19 protein-coding genes and 1 pseudogene are annotated in these 20,092 nt (G+C 38.3%); 11 read left to right on the top strand and 9 right to left on the bottom strand.

Features of this window, described 5'->3' with window-relative positions; genetic code table 11:
- Nucleotides 1-8 precede the first annotated feature (8 nt).
- The 4 genes from ACFILA_RS01375 (at nt 9) to pssA (ending at nt 4,342) form a co-directional block, all read left to right on the top strand.
- Complete coding sequence (locus tag ACFILA_RS01375) at nt 9-680, top strand: DUF421 domain-containing protein (RefSeq protein ID WP_375630770.1); 672 nt, start codon at nt 9-11, stop codon at nt 678-680.
- 114 nt (nt 681-794) lie between these two features.
- Nucleotides 795-2,678, top strand: coding sequence for an ABC transporter ATP-binding protein/permease (locus ACFILA_RS01370; RefSeq protein WP_273791088.1), 1,884 nt, complete (start codon nt 795-797; stop codon nt 2,676-2,678).
- 117 nt (nt 2,679-2,795) lie between these two features.
- Nucleotides 2,796-3,494, top strand: coding sequence for a phosphatidylserine decarboxylase (locus tag ACFILA_RS01365; RefSeq protein ID WP_273791087.1), 699 nt, complete (start codon nt 2,796-2,798; stop codon nt 3,492-3,494).
- Nucleotides 3,495-3,502: 8 nt separating this feature from the next.
- Nucleotides 3,503-4,342 (top strand): CDP-diacylglycerol--serine O-phosphatidyltransferase, encoded by an 840-nt coding sequence (gene pssA / locus ACFILA_RS01360; RefSeq protein ID WP_273791086.1) that lies wholly within the window; start codon nt 3,503-3,505, stop codon nt 4,340-4,342.
- A gap of 70 nt (nt 4,343-4,412) precedes the next feature.
- Here the strand turns inward: pssA and ACFILA_RS01355 are convergent, their stop codons facing one another.
- The 9 genes from ACFILA_RS01355 to rpsF all read right to left on the bottom strand — a co-directional run bounded on the left by ACFILA_RS01355 (nt 4,413) and on the right by rpsF (nt 13,332).
- Complete coding sequence (locus ACFILA_RS01355) at nt 4,413-5,162, bottom strand: SDR family NAD(P)-dependent oxidoreductase (RefSeq protein ID WP_375660516.1); 750 nt, start codon at nt 5,160-5,162, stop codon at nt 4,413-4,415.
- A gap of 2 nt (nt 5,163-5,164) precedes the next feature.
- On the bottom strand, nt 5,165-6,658 hold the full coding sequence (gene purF / locus ACFILA_RS01350; protein ID WP_375660515.1) for an amidophosphoribosyltransferase: 1,494 nt from the start codon (nt 6,656-6,658) through the stop codon (nt 5,165-5,167).
- Nucleotides 6,659-6,733: 75 nt separating this feature from the next.
- Nucleotides 6,734-7,315, bottom strand: a complete 582-nt coding sequence (locus tag ACFILA_RS01345; RefSeq protein ID WP_273791083.1) for a CvpA family protein — start codon at nt 7,313-7,315, stop codon at nt 6,734-6,736.
- 142 nt (nt 7,316-7,457) lie between these two features.
- On the bottom strand, nt 7,458-8,834 hold the full coding sequence (gene radA, locus ACFILA_RS01340) for a DNA repair protein RadA (RefSeq protein ID WP_273791082.1): 1,377 nt from the start codon (nt 8,832-8,834) through the stop codon (nt 7,458-7,460).
- A 6-nt stretch (nt 8,835-8,840) separates the two neighbouring features.
- Nucleotides 8,841-10,331, bottom strand: a complete 1,491-nt coding sequence (locus ACFILA_RS01335; RefSeq protein ID WP_273791081.1) for a replicative DNA helicase — start codon at nt 10,329-10,331, stop codon at nt 8,841-8,843.
- A 594-nt stretch (nt 10,332-10,925) separates the two neighbouring features.
- Nucleotides 10,926-11,522 (bottom strand): 50S ribosomal protein L9, encoded by a 597-nt coding sequence (gene rplI, locus ACFILA_RS01330; protein WP_273791080.1) that lies wholly within the window; start codon nt 11,520-11,522, stop codon nt 10,926-10,928.
- A gap of 25 nt (nt 11,523-11,547) precedes the next feature.
- The gene (locus tag ACFILA_RS01325) at nt 11,548-12,528 is read right to left on the bottom strand and encodes a hypothetical protein (protein WP_273791079.1); all 981 of its coding nucleotides are present in this window, start codon (nt 12,526-12,528) and stop codon (nt 11,548-11,550) included.
- 148 nt (nt 12,529-12,676) lie between these two features.
- Complete coding sequence (gene rpsR, locus ACFILA_RS01320; RefSeq protein WP_012754957.1) at nt 12,677-12,925, bottom strand: 30S ribosomal protein S18; 249 nt, start codon at nt 12,923-12,925, stop codon at nt 12,677-12,679.
- Nucleotides 12,925-13,332: a 30S ribosomal protein S6 gene (gene rpsF / locus ACFILA_RS01315; RefSeq protein ID WP_273791078.1), complete on the bottom strand. Its 408-nt coding sequence runs from the start codon at nt 13,330-13,332 to the stop codon at nt 12,925-12,927. The genes rpsR and rpsF overlap by 1 nt, the downstream gene beginning before the upstream one ends.
- A 335-nt stretch (nt 13,333-13,667) precedes the next feature.
- Between rpsF and ACFILA_RS01310 the strand changes: the two genes are divergently transcribed.
- The 7 genes and pseudogenes from ACFILA_RS01310 to gmk all read left to right on the top strand — a co-directional run bounded on the left by ACFILA_RS01310 (nt 13,668) and on the right by gmk (nt 20,077).
- The gene (locus ACFILA_RS01310) at nt 13,668-14,255 is read left to right on the top strand and encodes an undecaprenyl-diphosphatase (RefSeq protein ID WP_273791077.1); all 588 of its coding nucleotides are present in this window, start codon (nt 13,668-13,670) and stop codon (nt 14,253-14,255) included.
- A 77-nt stretch (nt 14,256-14,332) separates the two neighbouring features.
- Entirely contained in the window at nt 14,333-15,277 is a 945-nt protein-coding gene (fabD, locus tag ACFILA_RS01305; protein WP_273791076.1) for an ACP S-malonyltransferase, read from the top strand.
- 18 nt (nt 15,278-15,295) lie between these two features.
- Nucleotides 15,296-16,033, top strand: coding sequence for a 3-oxoacyl-[acyl-carrier-protein] reductase (gene fabG, locus ACFILA_RS01300; protein ID WP_273791075.1), 738 nt, complete (start codon nt 15,296-15,298; stop codon nt 16,031-16,033).
- 261 nt (nt 16,034-16,294) lie between these two features.
- On the top strand, nt 16,295-16,531 hold the full coding sequence (locus ACFILA_RS01295; RefSeq protein WP_004860281.1) for an acyl carrier protein: 237 nt from the start codon (nt 16,295-16,297) through the stop codon (nt 16,529-16,531).
- Between the two features lie 101 nt (nt 16,532-16,632).
- Nucleotides 16,633-17,895 (top strand): beta-ketoacyl-ACP synthase II, encoded by a 1,263-nt coding sequence (gene fabF, locus ACFILA_RS01290; RefSeq protein WP_375637388.1) that lies wholly within the window; start codon nt 16,633-16,635, stop codon nt 17,893-17,895.
- A gap of 96 nt (nt 17,896-17,991) precedes the next feature.
- A pseudogene (gene mltG, locus ACFILA_RS01285) lies at nt 17,992-19,100 on the top strand (endolytic transglycosylase MltG).
- 299 nt (nt 19,101-19,399) lie between these two features.
- Complete coding sequence (gene gmk / locus ACFILA_RS01280; protein WP_375657717.1) at nt 19,400-20,077, top strand: guanylate kinase; 678 nt, start codon at nt 19,400-19,402, stop codon at nt 20,075-20,077.
- Nucleotides 20,078-20,092 lie beyond the last annotated feature (15 nt).

Raw genomic sequence — 20,092 nt, 5'->3', positions numbered from 1 at the left:
AGAATATGATGGAATTTTTATATCATTATGGATATATCGCGCTTAAGCTGGCTGTAGGTCTTGTTGCCTTCTTATTTATTTTAAGAACGACGGGGCGGGGGAGTCTTAGTCAAATGACACCAGTTGATTTGGTCAGTAATTTTGTTATGGGAGGTATTATTGGAGGCGTTATTTATAATCAGAATATTAGTAGCATTCAATTATTGCTTGTTTTACTCATCTGGCAAACCCTGATTACATCTTTTAATTTTATTGCACGTTATTCAGTTTTTTTTCGTCGTCTTATTGCAGGGCGGAATGTCACATTAGTTTTAGATGGAGTTTTCCAAATGGATAAGATTAAGAACTTGGGGATCAATATTAATGATCTCATTACGATGTTACGTCTTAAAGGGTGTCACTTACATGAAGCTGCTTTTGTTCGTTTGGAAACCAATGGTGATTGCACTGTCATTAAAAAGGAAGAGGGAAAGAAATCGACGATTTTAATAGAAAATGGTGAAGTTATTGATGATGGACTTAAAGAGATTGGTAAAACACAAAAGTGGCTTCAGGCAGAATTGAAAAAAAAACATGTAAAAGTTGAAAGTTTATTCGCAGCAGAGTGGTATGAAAATACAGATCAAAATAATAAATTGTATAGTGGATTATTTCTTGTTCCTTTTTCAAAAACAGTCTAACTTCAAAAAACGGGTAGGTATAGCTTATTGGAAGTATAATAAAGAGATAAATCTATAAATAACCACAGAGGGTATTTTGCCTGTTTGTGCGGATGATAGAGAAGTAAGGACTTTATGAAACGCAATGAAATGACAAAAACTGTATCATCAGATACAGGGAAGACTCTGCACACACTTTACAATTTATGGCCCTATATGTGGCCGGTAGGTCGGCGTGATCTAAAAATGCGTGTGCTATGGGCAATATTTTATCTTGTTTTGGCTAAGCTCGTTCTCATATCTGTACCGTATTTATTTAAATATTCTACGAATGTGCTTGATTCAAGCTTTCAGCTACCTGAATGGTTCCCATCCAGTTGGATTATTCCCATCATGCTCGTTTTGGCATACAATGTCGCGCGTATTATGCAGGCTGGATTAAATCAATTACGCGATTCCCTGTTTGCCACTGTTGGTCAATACGCTGTTCGTCAATTAGCTTATAAAACCTTTGTACATATGCATGAGTTATCCTTGCGATTTCATTTGGAACGCCGAACAGGTGGGCTTTCTCGTGTGATTGAGCGTGGAACAAAAGGAATTGAAGCGATTGTAAGATTTTCAATTCTTAGTACAGTACCGACAGTTTTAGAATTTATATTAACGGCACTGGTATTTTACATAAGTTATGGGTGGCATTATCTTCTCATCGTTGTTGCAACGGTTGGATTATATATATTATTTACCATTAAGGCGAGTGATTGGCGTATTCGCATTCGACAAAAAATGAATACAGCGGATACTGAGGCGAATACTCGCGCTGTTGATTCTCTTTTGAATTTTGAAACGGTCAAATATTTTGGTAATGAAACTCTAGAAGCCGATCGATTTGATGCTTCTATGGTAGGTTATGAAAAAGCCGCAACGAAGATTTGGACATCGTTAAGCTGGCTTAATTTTGGTCAGACTCTTATCTTTGGTATTGGAATGACGATCATGATGCTGATGTCAGCTTATGAAGTTTTTTATAAGACACAAACTTTAGGAGATTTTGTTTTTATTAATGCGCTTTTAATGCAACTTTCTATTCCACTAAATTTTATTGGGTCAATGTATCGTGATATTCGACAAGGTTTAACGGATATTGAAGCAATGTTTGATCTTTTAGATGTTCAGAAGGAGATCGTTGATAAATCGGATGCTAAACCGTTAGAGATAAGTGATGGGACCATTTGTTTTCATCAGGTAAAGTTTTCCTACGATTCGAGACGTCAGATTCTCAGAGATATTGATTTTAAAGTTCCGGGAGGAAAAACAGTCGCCATTGTTGGTCCATCTGGTGCCGGTAAATCCACTATTTCTCGGTTGCTTTTTCGGTTTTATGATGTTGATGCGGGCTCTATCACAATTGACGGGCAGGATATTCGTGACGTAACACAAAAGAGTTTGCGTGAAGCGATTGGCATGGTCCCACAAGATACGGTGTTATTTAATGATACAATTGCCTATAATATTTGCTATGGGCGTCCAAGTGCTACAGATGAAGAGATGCGCAAAGCTGCTGAAATGGCACAAATATCAAAATTTATTGAAATTTTACCGGAAGGTTTTCAGTCTATGGTAGGAGAGCGAGGTCTCAAATTATCAGGTGGTGAAAAACAACGCGTGGCTATTGCCCGGACACTTTTAAAAGCTCCCCCACTTCTTATTCTAGATGAAGCAACGGCGGCTCTTGATACGGCGACGGAACAGGAAATTCAACAAGCATTAGATATTGTAAGCCGTGGACGTACAACATTGATTATTGCTCACCGTCTTTCTACTGTTATCAATGCTGATGAAATTTTAGTTCTTAAAAGTGGTCGTATTATTGAAAATGGGACGCATACAGAGCTTTTACGCAAGAAAGGTCTCTATGCTTCAATGTGGAATAAGCAGCTTGAAGCAACGAAAGCTGAAGAAAAGTTACGTAAAATGCGTGAAGAAGATGAGATGAGTGTTGTTAATCGTAAAAAATAAATAGAGCAAAATGTAATCTATATCTTTATATGGAGTGATTGATTAAATACATAAAAAGACACAAGAGGAACAAAAAGATTTGTTGCTTGTTTAAGTTTACGATGAATAGGAAATTATATGAGTATTCTGCAATCTTTCCATAATAGCTTTGTATCGGTTCATAAAGAAGGCTATCCTTTTATTGTAGCGTTTTTTGTTATTTCGCTCATTCTTGGTTGGATATGGAGTCCGTTGTTTTGGTTTGGTCTCATTCTCACGGTGTGGTGTGTATACTTTTTCCGTGATCCAGATCGTGTGATCCCTTTGAATTCAAATTGGGTTATGTCGCCTGCAGATGGGCGTATTTCATTTGTGGAATCATGTGTTCCACCTGAAGAATTAGGATTAGGGAAAGATGAAATGATCCGTATTTCCATTTTTATGGATGTTTTTTCATGCCATATTAATCGTATTCCTATCAGTGGTACAGTAGAGTCTATCGTTTATCAGCCAGGTCGATTTACTAATGCTGACTTTGATAAAGCTAGTCAGTTTAATGAGCGTAATGGGATGGTAATTGATAGCAAACATGGTAAAATCGGTATCGTACAAATAGCGGGAATGGTTGCACGCCGGATTGTTTGCTGGTCAAAAGAAAATGATGCCGTTATGACTGGTGAGCGATTTGGATTGATTCGTTTTGGTTCTCGCCTTGATATTTATATACCAACTGAAATGAAAGTGCGTGTTGCAGTTGGACAGACAGCAATTGCTGGAGAAACAGTTTTGGGTTCTTTTGATGATAAGAGTGCCACAACGGATTTCAGATACGATTAGGACTCACAATGAAAAATTTTTCGCCATTTTCTTCATTCAATCCTGAGGGGCAGCATGATGAAGGTGCAAATCGGCGGCGTTCACCTACATCGATGCGGTATGTCATTCCCAATATCATTACTATTTTAGCAATTTGTGCAGGGATGAGCAGTATTCGTTTGGCTTTTGAACATCGCTATGAAGCTGCTATTTTAATGGTGCTTTTGGCCGCAGTTTTAGATGGTGCTGATGGTCGCATTGCCCGTTTAATAGATGGTAGTTCATCTTTTGGGGCACAGATGGATTCTCTTGCTGATGTTATAAATTTTGGTGTTACCCCTGCACTCATTGTTTATTCTTTTATCTTGAATCAAGCAAATCACATTGGTTGGGTTGCTGCTCTTGTTTATTGTGTTGCTTGTTGTTTGCGATTAGCACGTTTTAATGTGATGTTAGATAACCCCAATATACCTAAGTGGCAGAAAAGTTATTTTGTTGGTGTTCCAGCACCAGCAGGAGCATTACTCCTTTTATTGCCTACCTATTTAGGCACTCTTGGTTTGGTTCCCAATTGGGGGTGGGCATTATTTTTTAGTCTTTATACTGTAATTATTGCTTTTCTTTTGATTAGTCGTTTACCGGTATGGAATGCAAAAACAATTGATCAAAATTTAAGGCGCGATATCGTTATACCGTGCATGTTGGTCATTGTTATTTATGTCGGTTTTCTTGCGACTTACACATGGGAAACTTTATTGATTACAGCTGTTAGCTATATGATTTTTCTCCCCTGTAGTTTTATCGCTTATAATAAACGTGCTACTTTAGAAGAGAAAAAGGCTGATGCTAAAGCTATTCAAGAATCATAAAGTGCTTCATGCTTCTGTCGAAGAGCACAGAAAAAAGAGAGAGTCAAACGATTTACTTCTCATATGATGATCAATCAGGTATGTGATAATTTACAAACCGATTTTTATGGACATTAAAGAGTTTTCCAGTTTCCTTTAAATCAGGTGATAACAAATGTACGATCTTTTTTGCGACCTCTTGTGGTGAAGGCAGAGTTTGTGGATCTTCACCGGGCATAGCTTCAGCGCGCATGGCAGTGCGTGTGGCACCAGGGTTGACACAATTAATCTTAATAGGGGTTTGTTTGAGTTCTTCTGCCCAACAGCGGGCAATCACCTCTAAAGCCGCTTTAGAGGCTGCATAAGCTCCCCAGAAAGGGCGCGCAGTATGCGCAACGCTTGAGGATAACAGGATGGCTCGTCCAGCATCAGATTCACGTAATAAAGGCTCAACGGCTTTCATTAAGCGCCATTGGCTGAAAAGATTTATTTGAAAAACATCTTCAAATACCGTGTTTTCTATATGCGCTATTGGTGAGAGTGTTCCAAGAATTCCTGCGTTTGCAACGATAATATCAAGTTTTTTCCAGCGTTTGGCAATTGAGATAGCAAGAGTATCGATGTTTTCCATATGATGCAAGTCAAGGGGAACAAGGGTTGCATGAGCTCCTTTTTCTCGGATTTGATTATCTAATTCAGTAAGTCCACTGACTGTTCGTGCAAGAGCAATAATATGAGCCCCGCGTGCAGCAAGCTCGAGTGCCAAATAATAGCCAATCCCTCTTGATGCGCCAGTAACAAGTGCCACACGCCCATGGAGACTAAAATCACATTTTGCCATCATTAATCTCTTGTTTTAAGAACAGATGATTGATGAATTTTGGAGAGATTTTCTTGATCAACCAGATGCGTAGGATAATATCCAGTAAAATAATGGTCAGTAAATTGTGGATCGGCGTCATTCCGTTTTTCCCCTGCTACAGCAAGATATAATCCATCCGTTGAAAGAAATTCTAATGAATCCGCTCCAATAAAATCACACATAGATTTTAAATCTGGATATTGATTTGCTAAAAGATTTTCAGCTTTAGGTGTATCAATACCATAAAAGTCAGGATAAAAAATCATAGGGCTAGAAATGCGCATATGAACTTCTTTTGCTCCTGCATCGCGAAGCATTCGTACAATTTTAAGGGATGTTGTTCCACGTACAATAGAGTCATCAACCAGAATAACACGTTTTCCTTCAATCACAGGACGGTTTGCCGAATGTTTTAACTTGACGCCAAAAGCGCGAATTTGTTGTGTTGGTTCGATAAAAGTGCGGCCAACATAGTGATTACGAATAATACCAAGCTCGAAGGGAATTCCAATTTCTTGTGCATAGCCAATTGCGGCAGGCGTTCCTCCATCAGGAACAGGAACCACAACATCACCCTCACAAGGGGCTTCCTGTGCTAAATGGATTCCCATATTTTTGCGTGTTGTATAAACACTACGTCCTCCAACGATTGAGTCTGGGCGGGCAAAATAAACATATTCAAACAAGCAAAGCTTTTCTGGTTTTGTATTTTCTGGTTTTATAATTTTTTTCGTAATTTCCCCATTTTTTTGTATTTCACATATGATGATTTCTCCATTTTTAACATCACGGACATATTTTGCTCCAATAATATCAAGAGCACAAGTTTCAGAACAAAAGATAGGCTTACCATCAAGTTCCCCCATCACGAGAGGTCTAATTCCTGTTGGATCGCGTGCCGCAATAAGCTTTGTACGTGTGAGCGCTAACATAGCATACCCACCTTCTACTTGCCGAATCGCATCAACAAAACGATCAGAGGACGATTCATAACGTGAGCGGGCAATAAGATGGAGAAAAACTTCTGAATCTGATGTTGATTGACAGATAGCACCAGAAGCGATGAGTTCACGGCGTAATGTGAGACCATTGGTAAGATTACCATTATGTGCAATAGCAATACCTCCAACTTTCAATTCAGCAAAAAGGGGTTGAACATTGCGTAATGCCACTTCTCCAGTTGTTGAATAACGGGTATGTCCAATAGCACGATTTCCTGGTAAGCGCGCAAGTGTTGCAGGGTTTGTATAGTGATCACCAACAAGACCTAAATGCTTTTCTTGATGAAATATTTTATTGTGGTAAGAAACAATCCCAGCTGCTTCTTGCCCACGATGCTGAAGTGCGTGGAGTCCAAGAGCTGTTAATGTTGCGGCATCTTCATGCCCAAGAATACCAAAAACTCCACATTCTTCATGAAGGGTATCATCATCTAATGAAAATTCTTGACAGAAAACATCGCTTTTTATCATCATATTCTTTCAGTTGTGATATGGAGGAATCATTAATATCACATTTTACATCATTTAGTTCTCTTTCCTCATGAAAAACTATTCTCTATTTTTTAAAATTATCTTTTCATGAGAGTGTTGCTCATACGTATGTTTATTGCTGTCTTTAAACAAATTTTCAGCCTTTTCGAGAACAGATCCAATATCTTTTGGGAGTATTTCCCAAACTTTTTGTCCCAATGAATCTAAAATGGGCCTTGTTTTTGCATTTTTTAACCAATTCGCTTGAAGCTCGGGTTTAATCAGTGCATTAATCAGCAACATACCGATGACCATGATAAGTAAACCACGAAGTGCTCCAAAAATAAAACCAATAGCACGGTCAAGGATACCAATTCGACTATCAATAATAAAATCAGAGATCTTCATTGTAATAATTGAAGTAATAATGAGAACAATAATAAAAATTGTGACCAATGTTGTGATCAATGCAATCATTTTATTAGAGAGATATTGTTCAAAGAAAGGTAAGACAGGTTTGAATAAAAACAGTGTCGTGACAGCTGCAACTGCCCAAGAAATCAACGATAACACTTCACGTGAAAATCCTCGAAGCATAGCAAGAAAAGCGGACAACAGGATGATTACTACGACAATTCCATCAAGGATTGTTATGATCATTTGTTTGTTCCTTATACATAAAGTTGCGTTCTTTTAAGTCTGTGTGCAAATATATTTTTTGTTATGCCATTTTTTGTTCTTATAGCAAGGATCTTTTGTATGTTATAGAGTTTTTTCTATATTATCATATCTGTGGTGCAGATCATTTTTTACTTACGGTAAGAGTAGCAACGAGTTCGGGAAGGTCGGAGAAAGTTTTTTGTTTAAAGTTGAGCGACTTCATCATTTCGGTTGTTGTTGTGGGATGAAAGGCTCCTTGAAAGCCGAGTTTTTTGGCTTCATTTATGCGCTGTGCTGAATGTGCAACAGCGCGGGTAGCTCCTGAAAGACTGACTTCACCAAAATAGACATAATCCGTTGGTAATGCGATATTGGCAAGAGAAGATACCAAAGCAGCGGCTACAGCTAAATCAGCAGCGGGTTCTGATATGCGATAGCCACCTGCCACGTTCAGATAGACATCATGCTGTCCAAAACGAATGCCACAATGGGCTTCTAAAACGGCAAGAATCATAGAAAGACGATTTCCATCCCATCCGACAACCGCACGTCTTGGTGTCCCAAGGGAAGAAGGAGCAACAAGCGCTTGAATTTCTACGAGTATCGGGCGTGTTCCTTCCATACCGGCGAAAACAGCAGCGCCTGGGGCTTTTTCATTACGTTCTCCTAAAAACAATTCGGATGGATTTATCACTTCGCGTAATCCTTTATCAGACATTTCAAAGACACCAATTTCATCTGTTGGTCCGAAGCGATTTTTTACAGTTCTAAGAATGCGATAATGATGTCCTCCTTCACCCTCAAAATAGAGAACGCCATCAACCATATGTTCAACGACCCGAGGACCAGCAATTTGTCCATCTTTTGTAACATGCCCAACAAGAACAACGGCGGCTCCTGTTTTCTTGGCAAAGCGGATCATTGCCTGAGCACCGATACGTACTTGTGTGACAGTGCCAGGTGCTGAATCTGCTGTATCTGACCATAGGGTTTGAATCGAATCGATAATCACCATATCAAGGTTTTTATGTTCGCTTAAGGTTGCCAGAATATCTTCAACATTGGTTTCAGCAGCAATTTTCACCTCTGTATTGTTAGCTTCAAGCCTTTGTGCGCGCAGACAAATTTGCGCAATAGCCTCTTCACCTGAAACATAGATGACATTATATCCTTTACGTGATAAAGCAGCAGCTGTTTGTGTCAGCAATGTTGATTTACCAATACCCGGATCACCTCCAACAAGGAGTGCCGATCCACGGACAAAGCCCCCACCGGTAACACGATCAAGTTCCGCAATACCAGAATAAATACGTGGAGCATCTTGGATATCTCCAGAAAGAGATGTAAGGGCAACGATGCGTCCTTTACGCGTATTCTGCTTAGGACCACTTCCTATGCCGCCATTTATATTTTCTTCGATAAGGGAATTCCATTCTCCACAAGCACTACATTTTCCTGCCCAACGAGAATGAACAGTGCCACAATTTTGACAGATAAATTGAATACGATTACGTACCATGTTGATTTAACCAATTTGCTCTGGAAGATAATTGCTATCGGCAAGATCACTGAATCGTGTGAAATCAGATTGAAAGGCAAGGGGCACGATTCCTGTCGGCCCATGGCGCTGTTTTGCAATAATAACATCAGCTTTTCCAAAAGCTTTGTCCATTATTTCTTGCCATTTTGTATGTTCCAAGCTACCTAACTTTGGTTCTTCATTTTTGAGATAATATTCTTCGCGATAGACAAAAAGAACGATGTCTGCATCTTGCTCAATTGAACCAGATTCACGTAAATCTGAGAGCTGTGGACGTTTATCTGTTCTATTTTCTACTTGACGTGAAAGTTGAGAGAGAGCGATAATAGGAATATTCAATTCTTTCGCTAATGCTTTTAATCCTGTGGTAATTTCTGTGATCTCTTGGACACGATTTTCTGATGAACGCTTTGAACTGCTTGTCATGAGTTGGATATAGTCAATAAACAAGATATCTAAACCATGTTGCCGCTTGAGACGCCGCGCACGAGCAGCTAATTGCGTAATTGATATTCCCCCAGTTTGATCAATATAAAGTGGTGCCTTTTGTAGTTGGTTCACCGCACGAATAATTTTTGAAAATTGTTCATCTGAAATATTACCACGCCGAATATCAGAAGAAGAGACTTCTGTTTGTTCAGAAATAATACGGGTTGCAAGCTGTTCGGATGACATCTCAAGTGAGAAGAATCCCACAATGCCGCCTTCATTTTCTTGGATATTGGCATTACGATTATAAGCATTAGCAATATTAAAGGCAATATTGGTAGCCAGTGAGGTTTTACCCATACCAGGGCGCCCCGCAAGGATAATTAAGTCAGATGCTTGTAATCCTCCCATTTTTTCATCAAGTGTTTTAATATGGGTGGCTATCCCTGATAATTGTGAAGAGCGCTTTTTCGCAGCACTTGCCATATCGATAGCTTTTTTAATAGCCTCATTAAAATTTTCAAATCCACCTCCATATTTCCCTTTTTCTGCTAGCTCAAATAACTGATTTTCAACAGTTTCAATTTGTTGGGTAGGCGTGAGTTCTACAGGAGCATCAAAGGCTGTATTGACAACTTGAGTTCCAAGGTTAATCAAAGACCGTCGGATAAAAAGATCGTAAATGACGCGTCCATAATCTTCAGCGTTAATAATAGTGACTGCCTCTGTGGCTAAGCGAACAACATATTGGTATACAGTAATATCTCCAATTTTTTCTTCCATTTGGATATAGGGCTTGATTGTAACTGGATCTACACGTTTTCCTGTTTTAATAAGGTGAGATAAAACATGATAAATTTTTTGATGCAATGGTTCAAAAAAATGTTCTGGTTTTAGAAAATCTGAAACGCGGTCAAGAGAATCATTGTTGATAAAGATGGCACCAAGCAATGCCTGTTCAGCTTCAATATTATGCGGAAGTTGCCGAAAAGAAGGAGAATCCTCTTTCTTTGAAGAGCTGACATTAACAACGTTAGTTTCTTCCATAATATTTTTCCACTAAAATTCTAAGTCTAGCTACTTTAGGCGATAAATTGAAAATCGTATAATTAAAAGAATAGAGCGACAAATCTTCATTTTAAGTTAAAATTATATAATTTTTTAAAACTCTCTTTTCGTTCCTCATTTATCATTTGTGTATTATTTATATAACGTCTATCTATTTTATTTTATAATATGTGATTTTAAAGTGGAAGTTTTGCTACTCTAAATTTAAGTATTTTTAAGTTACTTAACCTTAAAATTCCAATATCTGTGTAAGTAGAATTATTTTTTTATAACTGAAATTATTTCAGATCATGTGAGGATATAATCAACTTAACGCTCATACAAACTTTAGCCTTAAGGGTAGGACTTTAAATTATTTTTGCTTTATATGCTGGAAGACAAAAGACATTTCCTCTTAGTGATATTATCATTCTCGGCATGTAATGCCTTTAAATAATATATTTCTAATTCTTTCATAAAAATTAGGTTATTTATGTACGATAGCCATAAAATACTCACTTTTAAAGTGTGAGTATTTTATGAACAATATTTAAAATGGAATAAAAAATATAAAACACAAAGCAAAAATAGCAGTTAAGCTTCTTGATGAGAACTGTTTATATCGTTGTCATTAATTTCTTCTGCCAATAATTCTTCCTGACTTTCTTCTAATAATTCTTCTTGAATATTATATATTTCTTTAGCCGAAGTGAGAGTTTCACCTTCTGCTTGGCGTTGTGCTTCACTGGTAGAACGCGCAACGTTAATAATCACAGAAATTTGAACCTCTGGATGTAAGCTAAGAGTGATAGTGTGAAGACCGATCATTTTTATTGGATGATTAAGTTCGATTTGATTTCTTCCAATAGAAAAGCCTTCATCTGTTATGATTTCAGCAATATCACGTGTTGACACAGAACCATAAAGTTGTCCCGTTTCACCAGCAGAACGAACAACAATGAATGATTGTCCATCAAGTTTTTCAGCAATTTTTTGCGCTTCGCTTTTGCGTTCAAGATTACGTGCTTCAAGTTGTGCACGTTGTACCTCAAAATGTTTTTTATTAGCTTCATTTGCGCGTAAAGCTTTACCTTGAGGTAAGAGAAAATTACGCGCATAACCATCTTTAACTGAGACAATATCACCCATCTGACCAAGACGAGGAATGCGCTCAAGTAAAATAATATCCATAGTTTTTCCTTTCGAACAAATAAATTTAGTGGAGTTTTTTGCGTGATTGAAAATTGTATTGAATAGCAGCCCAAATTCCCATCAAAAGCATCATGAAAACAATAGGTGGAGTAAAAACGATTGTAAAAATAGCAATATAAACAAGAGAAAGTATAATAATTCGACCGTTTACCCCTTTTGTAATATTGTGAAGATATGCTAGACCGCTAATTAATATGATGACAATGTATGCAGTGCTAAAGATACGGGTACTCAAGTTAAGAGAAGCGCTCAGCTCAATCATCGATGCTATGCAAACAATAATGAAAATAATAATTCCAGAAATGGGAAGGCGGAGAGTTTGGCTCCAATCATCACGGGGTCTTTTCAGCCATTTCATATGTTGTGCTGCTATCATGGAAAAGTAAAGGTTACCAATGAGAAAAACCAAACTATAAACAGTCAAAGAAAAAGCAGTAAAAGTTGCTGTATGCGTCATTAAAAGCTCACTAAAAGCGCGTATATCGGCTTCTTTTATTGACTGTGATTGTTGCAGAGTTTGTGCTATGTTTTCGGTGATTTTTTTTGCAATGACGGGTGTGGATGGACGGGTTTGAACATAGAGCCCAATGAAAGTTGCTATAAGAGCGATAAAATTAGTTAAATGAAAAATAACCGATGATAATGGATACCATATCAGTTCGTTTTCTTTTTGCGCTGGTCGTGCAAGCCCAAGAAGCCAAGAAGCATAGACAGCAGGAAGGAAAAATAAGAACATAGAGCCAAGAGCAATATAGGTATTAGTGGTTATGATAAGAACAACAGTGGCACTTATGAGGGCGATGAGACTGGCTAATGTTCCTTGACCGAACGCAACAATAAAAATTGGCAATGAAAGAAAGCAGCCAAGAAGAAGAGAAAAAAAGGGCGCGATATTTGCAACACTGATGATTGCCATTCCTATCACAACAGCAAATAATCCTGCCAAAATACCGGTTAATATCTCATAAGTACGATTTTTTTTCATTTATTGCTGTCCTGCTTTCTGCAGTTAGAGGCGTGTCAATACCCCAACTTTGACATTTAATAGCTTAACATAGGATACAACAAGCTATTTTTAACCATATAAGAAAAGCAACTGGAGAAACTCTCCAGTTGCATAGCGTATTGATCGCTTACTTTATAACGTACGGAAGTAAGCCTAAAAAGCGAGCACGTTTGATAGCATTAGCTAATTCACGCTGTTTTTTCTGACTAACAGCAGTAATCCGTGAAGGAACAATTTTCCCACGTTCGGAAATATAACGTTGTAACAACTTGATGTCTTTATAATCAATTTTGGGAGCATTGGTCCCTGAAAAAGGACATGTTTTACGACGACGATGAAAGGGGCGACGTGCAGAGTTTTGATTAGTATCAGTCATCATTCTACCTCTTCTATAGCATTTTCACGTTGACGACGTGGAAAACGAGGACGCTCTTCATCGTGTCCAATGTGACTATTGCGATCAAGGTGTGAGAGCATAGCAGATTTTTCTTTTTCGTGTTTTTCTACGCGAATGGTCATATAACGCAAAATATCCTCATTGATGCGCATCTGACGCTCCACTTCAGCAATTGCTGAAGCTGGTGCATCAATATTGACCAAGACATAATAAGCTTTACGGTTTTTACGAATACGGTAAGCAAGAGGACGAAGTCCCCAATTTTCTATACGCCCAACTTTTCCACCATGCGCTTCAATGACACCTTTGTAGAGACTCAAAAGTTCATCAACTTGCTGCGGTGCGATGTCTTGTCGGGCAAGGAACATATGTTCATAAAGAGCCATTGTTTTGCCTTTCTTCAATTAAATTTCACCGGCTTTAGCGCAAAGCCTCTGCGACTTGTCTTTTTTGGAAATCCAAAGAAGAAAGGACGCGTTTACAATTCGAGACATCTCAGAGCGGAGACACGGGAGGCCGGAAACATTGTATTTCCTACTGATATTTTACAGCCCTCCGTTCAACCTCCAGCTAAAGTGCCGGCAACGAACATTTCACATTTACAGGTTATCTTTTAAAATAGCAAGTTTATGCACATAAAAAAATTGATTTGTTAAATCTTGATATATTTCCTTCTTCTACAAAAAGATAATACTGTAATATAAAGGTAAAGGAGGGAAAAATGGACTTTTTAAACCAGATTGATGTTACACTCTTTGAAATGTTTGTCGGCAATCATCACGCTTGGTCGATTGTAGTTTTGTTTAGTATTTTTTGTGCAAAGTTTTTAATTTATATTATTCCTCTCCATCTCTGTGCGTTGTGGTTTTGTGGTGGGGAGAGGGAACGATGTGTCGTGCTAAGCATTTGCATGAGTATTTGTGCGGCTCTTTTCATAGGTTATCTCATTTCTCTTTTTTATTTTCATCCTCGCCCATTCGTGGTAGGGCTGACGACACCGCTTATTCAACATCGTGCGACAGCTTCTTTTCCTAGTAATCATGCCTTGACCATTGCATCTTATGCAGCTAACTTTTATTTTTACCGATACAAAGTTGCTTTTAAATTTGCTTCGGTATTTTTATGTTTGATCTGTTGGGCGCGCATCTTTGTGGGTGTACATTATCCCTTTGATATTTTAGCAGGTGCAATTTTAGGAAGTCTCATAAGTTTGGGTGTTATTCAGTTTATAGCACCCTATTTCCCTAAGTTTTTATATCAAATTCCGCCCTTAAAATATAATTTTAAGTGTGGTATTCGTTTTAAATAAAGGGCTTTATCTTGATTTGTGCGGATGAATAAGGTCAAAAGAAAATAATTTAATTGTACAGTTTTAGGAGTTGATAAATGGGTGCAGCTTTTATTTTTCCAGGGCAGGGGAGTCAACTTGTTGGTATGGGAAAGGCGCTTACAGAGCAATTTATTGCCGCACGGATGGTTTTCGAGGAAGTTGATGATGCTTTGGGTGAGAAATTATCAAAGATCATTTTTGAAGGACCAGCAGATGTTTTAACGTTAACAGCAAATGCACAACCGGCATTAATGGCTGTATCTATGGCTGTCATTCGTGTGATGAAACAATTAGGGCTTCGTATAGAAGAAAAGGTAAGATTTGTTGCTGGTCATTCTTTAGGCGAATACTCGGCTCTTTGTGCTGCTGGTACATTTACTCTCACAGATACGGCAAGACTTTTGCGTATTCGTGGCAATGCTATGCAGGCTGCTGTCGCGGTTGGTGAAGGTTCTATGGCAGCATTAATTGGTTTAGAAGAGCACATTGTGGAAGAAATTTGCGAAACTGTTTCTGGAGAAGGATTATGTCAGATTGCTAATGATAATGGTGGTGGGCAAATTGTTATTTCCGGTAAAGCAAAAGCAGTTGAGGCAGCGGTAGAGATTGCATCAACAAAAGGTGCAAAACGTGCACTTCTTCTTCCTGTTTCTGCACCTTTTCATTCATCTTTAATGCAACCTGCTGCTGATGCCATGAAGAAAGCACTTTTGACTGTTAACAAAATGTCCCCTATTGTTCCTTTGATTGCCAATGTTTCTGTTGCACCTGAGAGCAATCCAGAGCGTATTACTACTCTTCTTGTCCAACAAGTGACTGGGAGGGTGCGATGGCGTGAAACAATAGAATGGATCGCTGCTAATGGAGTTGATACGCTTTTTGAAGTTGGTTCTGGAAAAGTATTAACAGGTTTAACGCGTCGTATTAATAAAGATATAAAGGGGGTAACCATTGGAACAGTTGATGAAATAGAATCAGCGCTAGGTATGCTCGGCGTTTAATCTATAAGGAGTTAAAAGATGTTTAGATTAACAGGACGTAAAGCTCTTGTAACGGGGGCTTCGGGAGGAATTGGTGAGGCAATTGCACGCTGCTTTCATGCACAAGGAGCCATTGTTGGACTTCATGGAACACGCGAAGAAAAGCTTAGAGAAGTGGCGGCAGAATTAGGGCAGAATGTTTTTGTATTTCCCGCTAATCTTTCTGAACGCCAATCGATTAAACAATTGGCTGAAGTTGCAGAAAGAGAAATGGATGGCGTCGATATTTTGGTTAACAATGCGGGAATCACTAGGGATGGTCTTTTTGTGCGTATGCAAGATAAAGACTGGGATGATGTTTTAGAAGTTAACCTAACAGCTGCTTCTCTTTTGACGCGTGAATTAATACATTCTATGATGCGCCGCCGTTATGGAAGGATTATTAACATTACATCTGTTGTTGGTGTTGTGGGAAACCCTGGACAAACGAATTATTGTGCTGCAAAAGCAGGCTTGATAGGTTTTTCTAAAGCATTGGCACAAGAAATTGCTTCGCGAAACATCACTGTCAATTGTATTGCTCCAGGATTTATTAAATCCGCAATGACAGACAAGCTTAATGAAAAGCAAAAAGAAGCCATTATGGCTGCGATTCCGATGAAGCGTATGGGAAGTGGGCAAGAAATAGCCGCTGCTGCTGTTTATTTAGCAAGCGATGAAGCAGCCTATACGACAGGTCAAACACTCCATATCAATGGTGGAATGGCAATGATTTGAGTATTTATTTTATTCCACATTGATTTATGAGTTGTATTATTTTAGATAGTAACGATTGAAATGGATAGATGCATCTATTTCTTTAATATGGTCGTTGATCAATTGATGTCGGAATGTCAGATTGGTTCATTTTGTAGGGGATATCCACAGGATGTTTTAAATCATTACTAAAATCTTTTAAAGTAATGCATCTATTGCTTGATTAGATGAACCGATATAGTTAACCAAATTATAGGAAAATATAAATTCGAGGATTTCAACATGAGTGATACAGTAGAGCGCGTTAAGAAAATTATCGTGGAACATCTTGGGGTTAATGCTGATAAAGTTGTAGAAAATGCAAGCTTTATCGATGATCTAGGGGCTGATAGCCTTGATACGGTTGAACTCGTTATGGCTTTTGAAGAAGAGTTTGGGGTAGAAATTCCAGATGAAGCTGCTGAAACGATTTTCACAGTTGGCGATGCAGTCAAGTTCATTGATAAAGCTTCTGCGTGATTACTAAAGGGCAAAGGCATGAATTGCTTTTGCCTATATTCTTCGGAGCTCTTTTGAAAAGAGAGCTTTGAGAGGTGAAGTTTAGTTCAAGGTTAGAAGTTATGAGACGTGTTGTTGTTACTGGTTTAGGGTTGGTATCTCCATTAGCTGGTAATACTGAATATAGTTGGAAACGACTTCTTGAAGGAAGAAGTGGTGTCCGACGTATCACAGAGTTTGATGTGTCAGATTTGCCATGCCAGATTGCTGCGCGTATCCCCTTAGGGGATGGAACAGAGGGGACTTATAATGCTGATTTGTATATGGAACCTAAAGAGCAACGTAAAGTTGATGCATTTATTGTTTATGCAATGGCTGCTGCTAACCAAGCGCTTGCAGATGCCGAATGGTTTCCTAAGAGTGATGAAGATCAGATTTGTACAGGTGTGTTAATTGGTTCGGGAATTGGGGGAGTTGAGGGTATTGTTGAAGCTGGTTATACGCTTCGTGATAAGGGCCCACGTCGTGTTTCTCCTTTTTTTATTCCAGGTCGTTTGATTAATCTTGCTTCTGGTTATGTGTCTATTCAATATGGTTTACGGGGGCCTAATCATTCTGTTGTAACGGCTTGTTCAACAGGGGCGCATGCGATTGGTGATGCGGCACGTTTGATTATGTTTGGTGATGCAGATGTCATGGTGGCAGGGGGGGCTGAATCTCCGATAAATCGGATATCTCTTGCAGGTTTTGCAGCTTGTAGAGCTCTTTCCACTTGTCGCAATGATGATCCTGAACGGGCGTCACGTCCTTATGATACTGATCGTGATGGTTTTGTGATGGGAGAAGGAGCGGCAGTTGTTGTTTTAGAAGAGCTGGAACATGCCAAAAAACGAGGAGCGCGTATTTATGCTGAGGTTATTGGCTATGGTTTATCTGGTGACGCTTACCACATTACAGCGCCTTCAGAAAGTGGTGAAGGGGCTCAGCGTAGTATGATAGCTGCTCTTAAGCGTGCACAAGTGAATGTGAGTGAACTTGATTATATTAATGCTCATGGTACATCTACGATGGCTGATTCCATAGAGCTAGCGGCTGTTGAGCGTGTTTTAGGGAGTTATGCACCACAAGTTTCTATGTCATCAACGAAATCATCTATCGGGCATTTACTTGGTGCAGCCGGTGCTGCTGAGGCTATTTTTTCTATTTTAGCTATACGGGATAATATAGCTCCAGCGACACTTAATCTTGACAATCCATCGATTGAAACGAAAATCGATCTTGTACCACACAAACCGCGTGAACGAAAGATTGATACGATTCTTTCTAATTCTTTTGGATTTGGTGGGACAAATGCATCGTTGGTGATGCGACGTTTTAGGGGATAATAAGTATTTTTATTTAATTTTTGCTTTTGAGTTTTCTATTTTATTATAAGGTGAATGAGAAATTATAATATTATCCTTAATCGCTATTGAGGGGTTATGTCCGATGTGAAAAATGGAAATCATTAAAGGACGTAAGTGATTCCTCTTCGAATCATTTAGCAGATAGTTATGACATGTTAATACATAAAAAACGAAAGAAATCATCTATCGTCCGTAATCCGTTGGTCATTCTCGGTCATTTTTTTCTTATGCTGATTGTGATTATTCTTTTTGCCATAAGTATTCCTCTTTATATTGGAAAAAGTATTTTTGAAGAAAAGGGAAAAATTGAGGAAGAACAAATTGTTCTTATCCATCCTGGTACCGGAATTCGTGAAATTGCTTCATTGCTAGAAAAACGTGGTTTCATTCGATCATCAGATATTTTTGTTTATGGGGTTGGTTATCACCAAAAAACAACGCATCTGAAGGCTGGTGAATATTTAATTCCAGCTCATGCTTCGATGCAGGATATTATGGATATTCTTGTGAAAGGAAAATCTATAGAGTATACATTTACAGTACCTGAAGGTTTAACGGTTCAGCAAGTTTTCGATCGATTAGCTGCGAATGAAATTTTGATTGGAGACCTTCCAAAAATTTTGCCTCCAGAAGGTTATTTAATGACGGATACTGTTCGTTTTATTCGGGGAACAACGCGTAAAGAGATTGTAAACAGGTTGCGTGAAGGACAGACAAAATTAATTCATGCTATATGGGCTACGCGTTCACCTGATTTACCCATTAAATCAATTGATGAATTTGTTATATTAGCCTCAATTGTTGAGAAAGAAACGGGAATTGCAGCAGAAAGACCAATGGTTGCTGCGGTATTTTATAACCGCCTTACAAAGCATATGCGTCTTCAATCGGATCCAACAGTAATTTATGGTCTCTTCGGAGGAAAAGGAAAACCATCCGGTCGTGCAATTTATCGTTCAGATCTTGAGAAGGAAACACCATATAATACTTATAAAATTAATGGTTTGCCCCCAACGGCTATTGCAAATCCAGGTCGGGATTCTTTAAAAGCGGTGGCACATCCACCAAGCAGTGATGCACTTTATTTTGTTGCTGATGGTTCAGGAGGGCATGTTTTTTCTCGAACTTTAGAGGAACATAATATGAATGTTCGCAAGTGGCGAGAATTAAAGGCAAAACATTGAATTTATAGTGATAACACATCTTTTTGCATCGTAAATGAGAATCCCAAATATAGTAAAATTTTTCTATTTAAACTTTTTATGAGAATGATAAAAAATCATTTTCTTGTCTGTCACAAGTGGGATTGGCGTATGGATAAAAATATTTAAGAAAGAAGTGAATATACTGCTAATACCTTATCTCAAAAAAGAGCAAAATAACATTGAGAATTGCTAAGAAAACACATTGATTAGGGGAGAGGTTGAGATAATGTATAATTCAAATTTTGGAGAAACATTTATGAACAAAGTAGAGTGATGTAATGACAGTCTTTGAAAGTAAATTGAGTGCTATAAAAATAAATCAACGCCGCGGTTTTTTATTTATTCTCTCTTCACCTTCAGGTGCTGGTAAATCAACAATTTCTCGATTACTTCTAAAAGATGGACAATTAGAGCTTTCCGTAAGTATGACCACAAGGAAAAGGCGTCCTAGTGAAGTAGATGGGCTACATTATCACTTTATTTCAAAGGAAGAGTTTGAATATAAGCGTGATAGAGATGAATTTATTGAATGGGCAGAAGTTCACGGAAATTATTATGGCACTTTGCGTGAAACTGTTGAAAACGCATTGAATGCTGGCCATGATATGTTATTTGATATTGATTATCAAGGTACCGAGCAGCTGCAAAAAAAGATGCTAGGAGACACTGTATCTGTTTTTATCCTTCCACCATCAATGAAAGAGCTTGTTTCGCGTTTACATCGTCGAGCAGAAGATAGTCAAGATATCATCAATTTGCGATTGGAAAATGCACGAACGGAGTTAAAGCATTGGCGTTCTTATGATTATGTTGTGATTAACAAAGATTTAGATCAGTCTTTATCTTTTATTAAATCAATTTATTTAGCTGAAACCGTAAAACGTGAGCGTTGTTCTTATCTTGGCTCTTTTGTTGATGGGCTTATTGCTGAAAAAATCGATAAATGTTGTGATTAAAAAAGGTTTCATAAC

The sequence above is a fragment of the Bartonella sp. CL71SXKL genome (assembly GCF_042194935.1).
Taxonomy (GTDB): Bacteria; Pseudomonadota; Alphaproteobacteria; order Rhizobiales; family Rhizobiaceae; genus Bartonella.
Note: the sequence above shows the minus strand (reverse complement) of the source record. Positions and strands in the feature narration are given on the sequence as shown.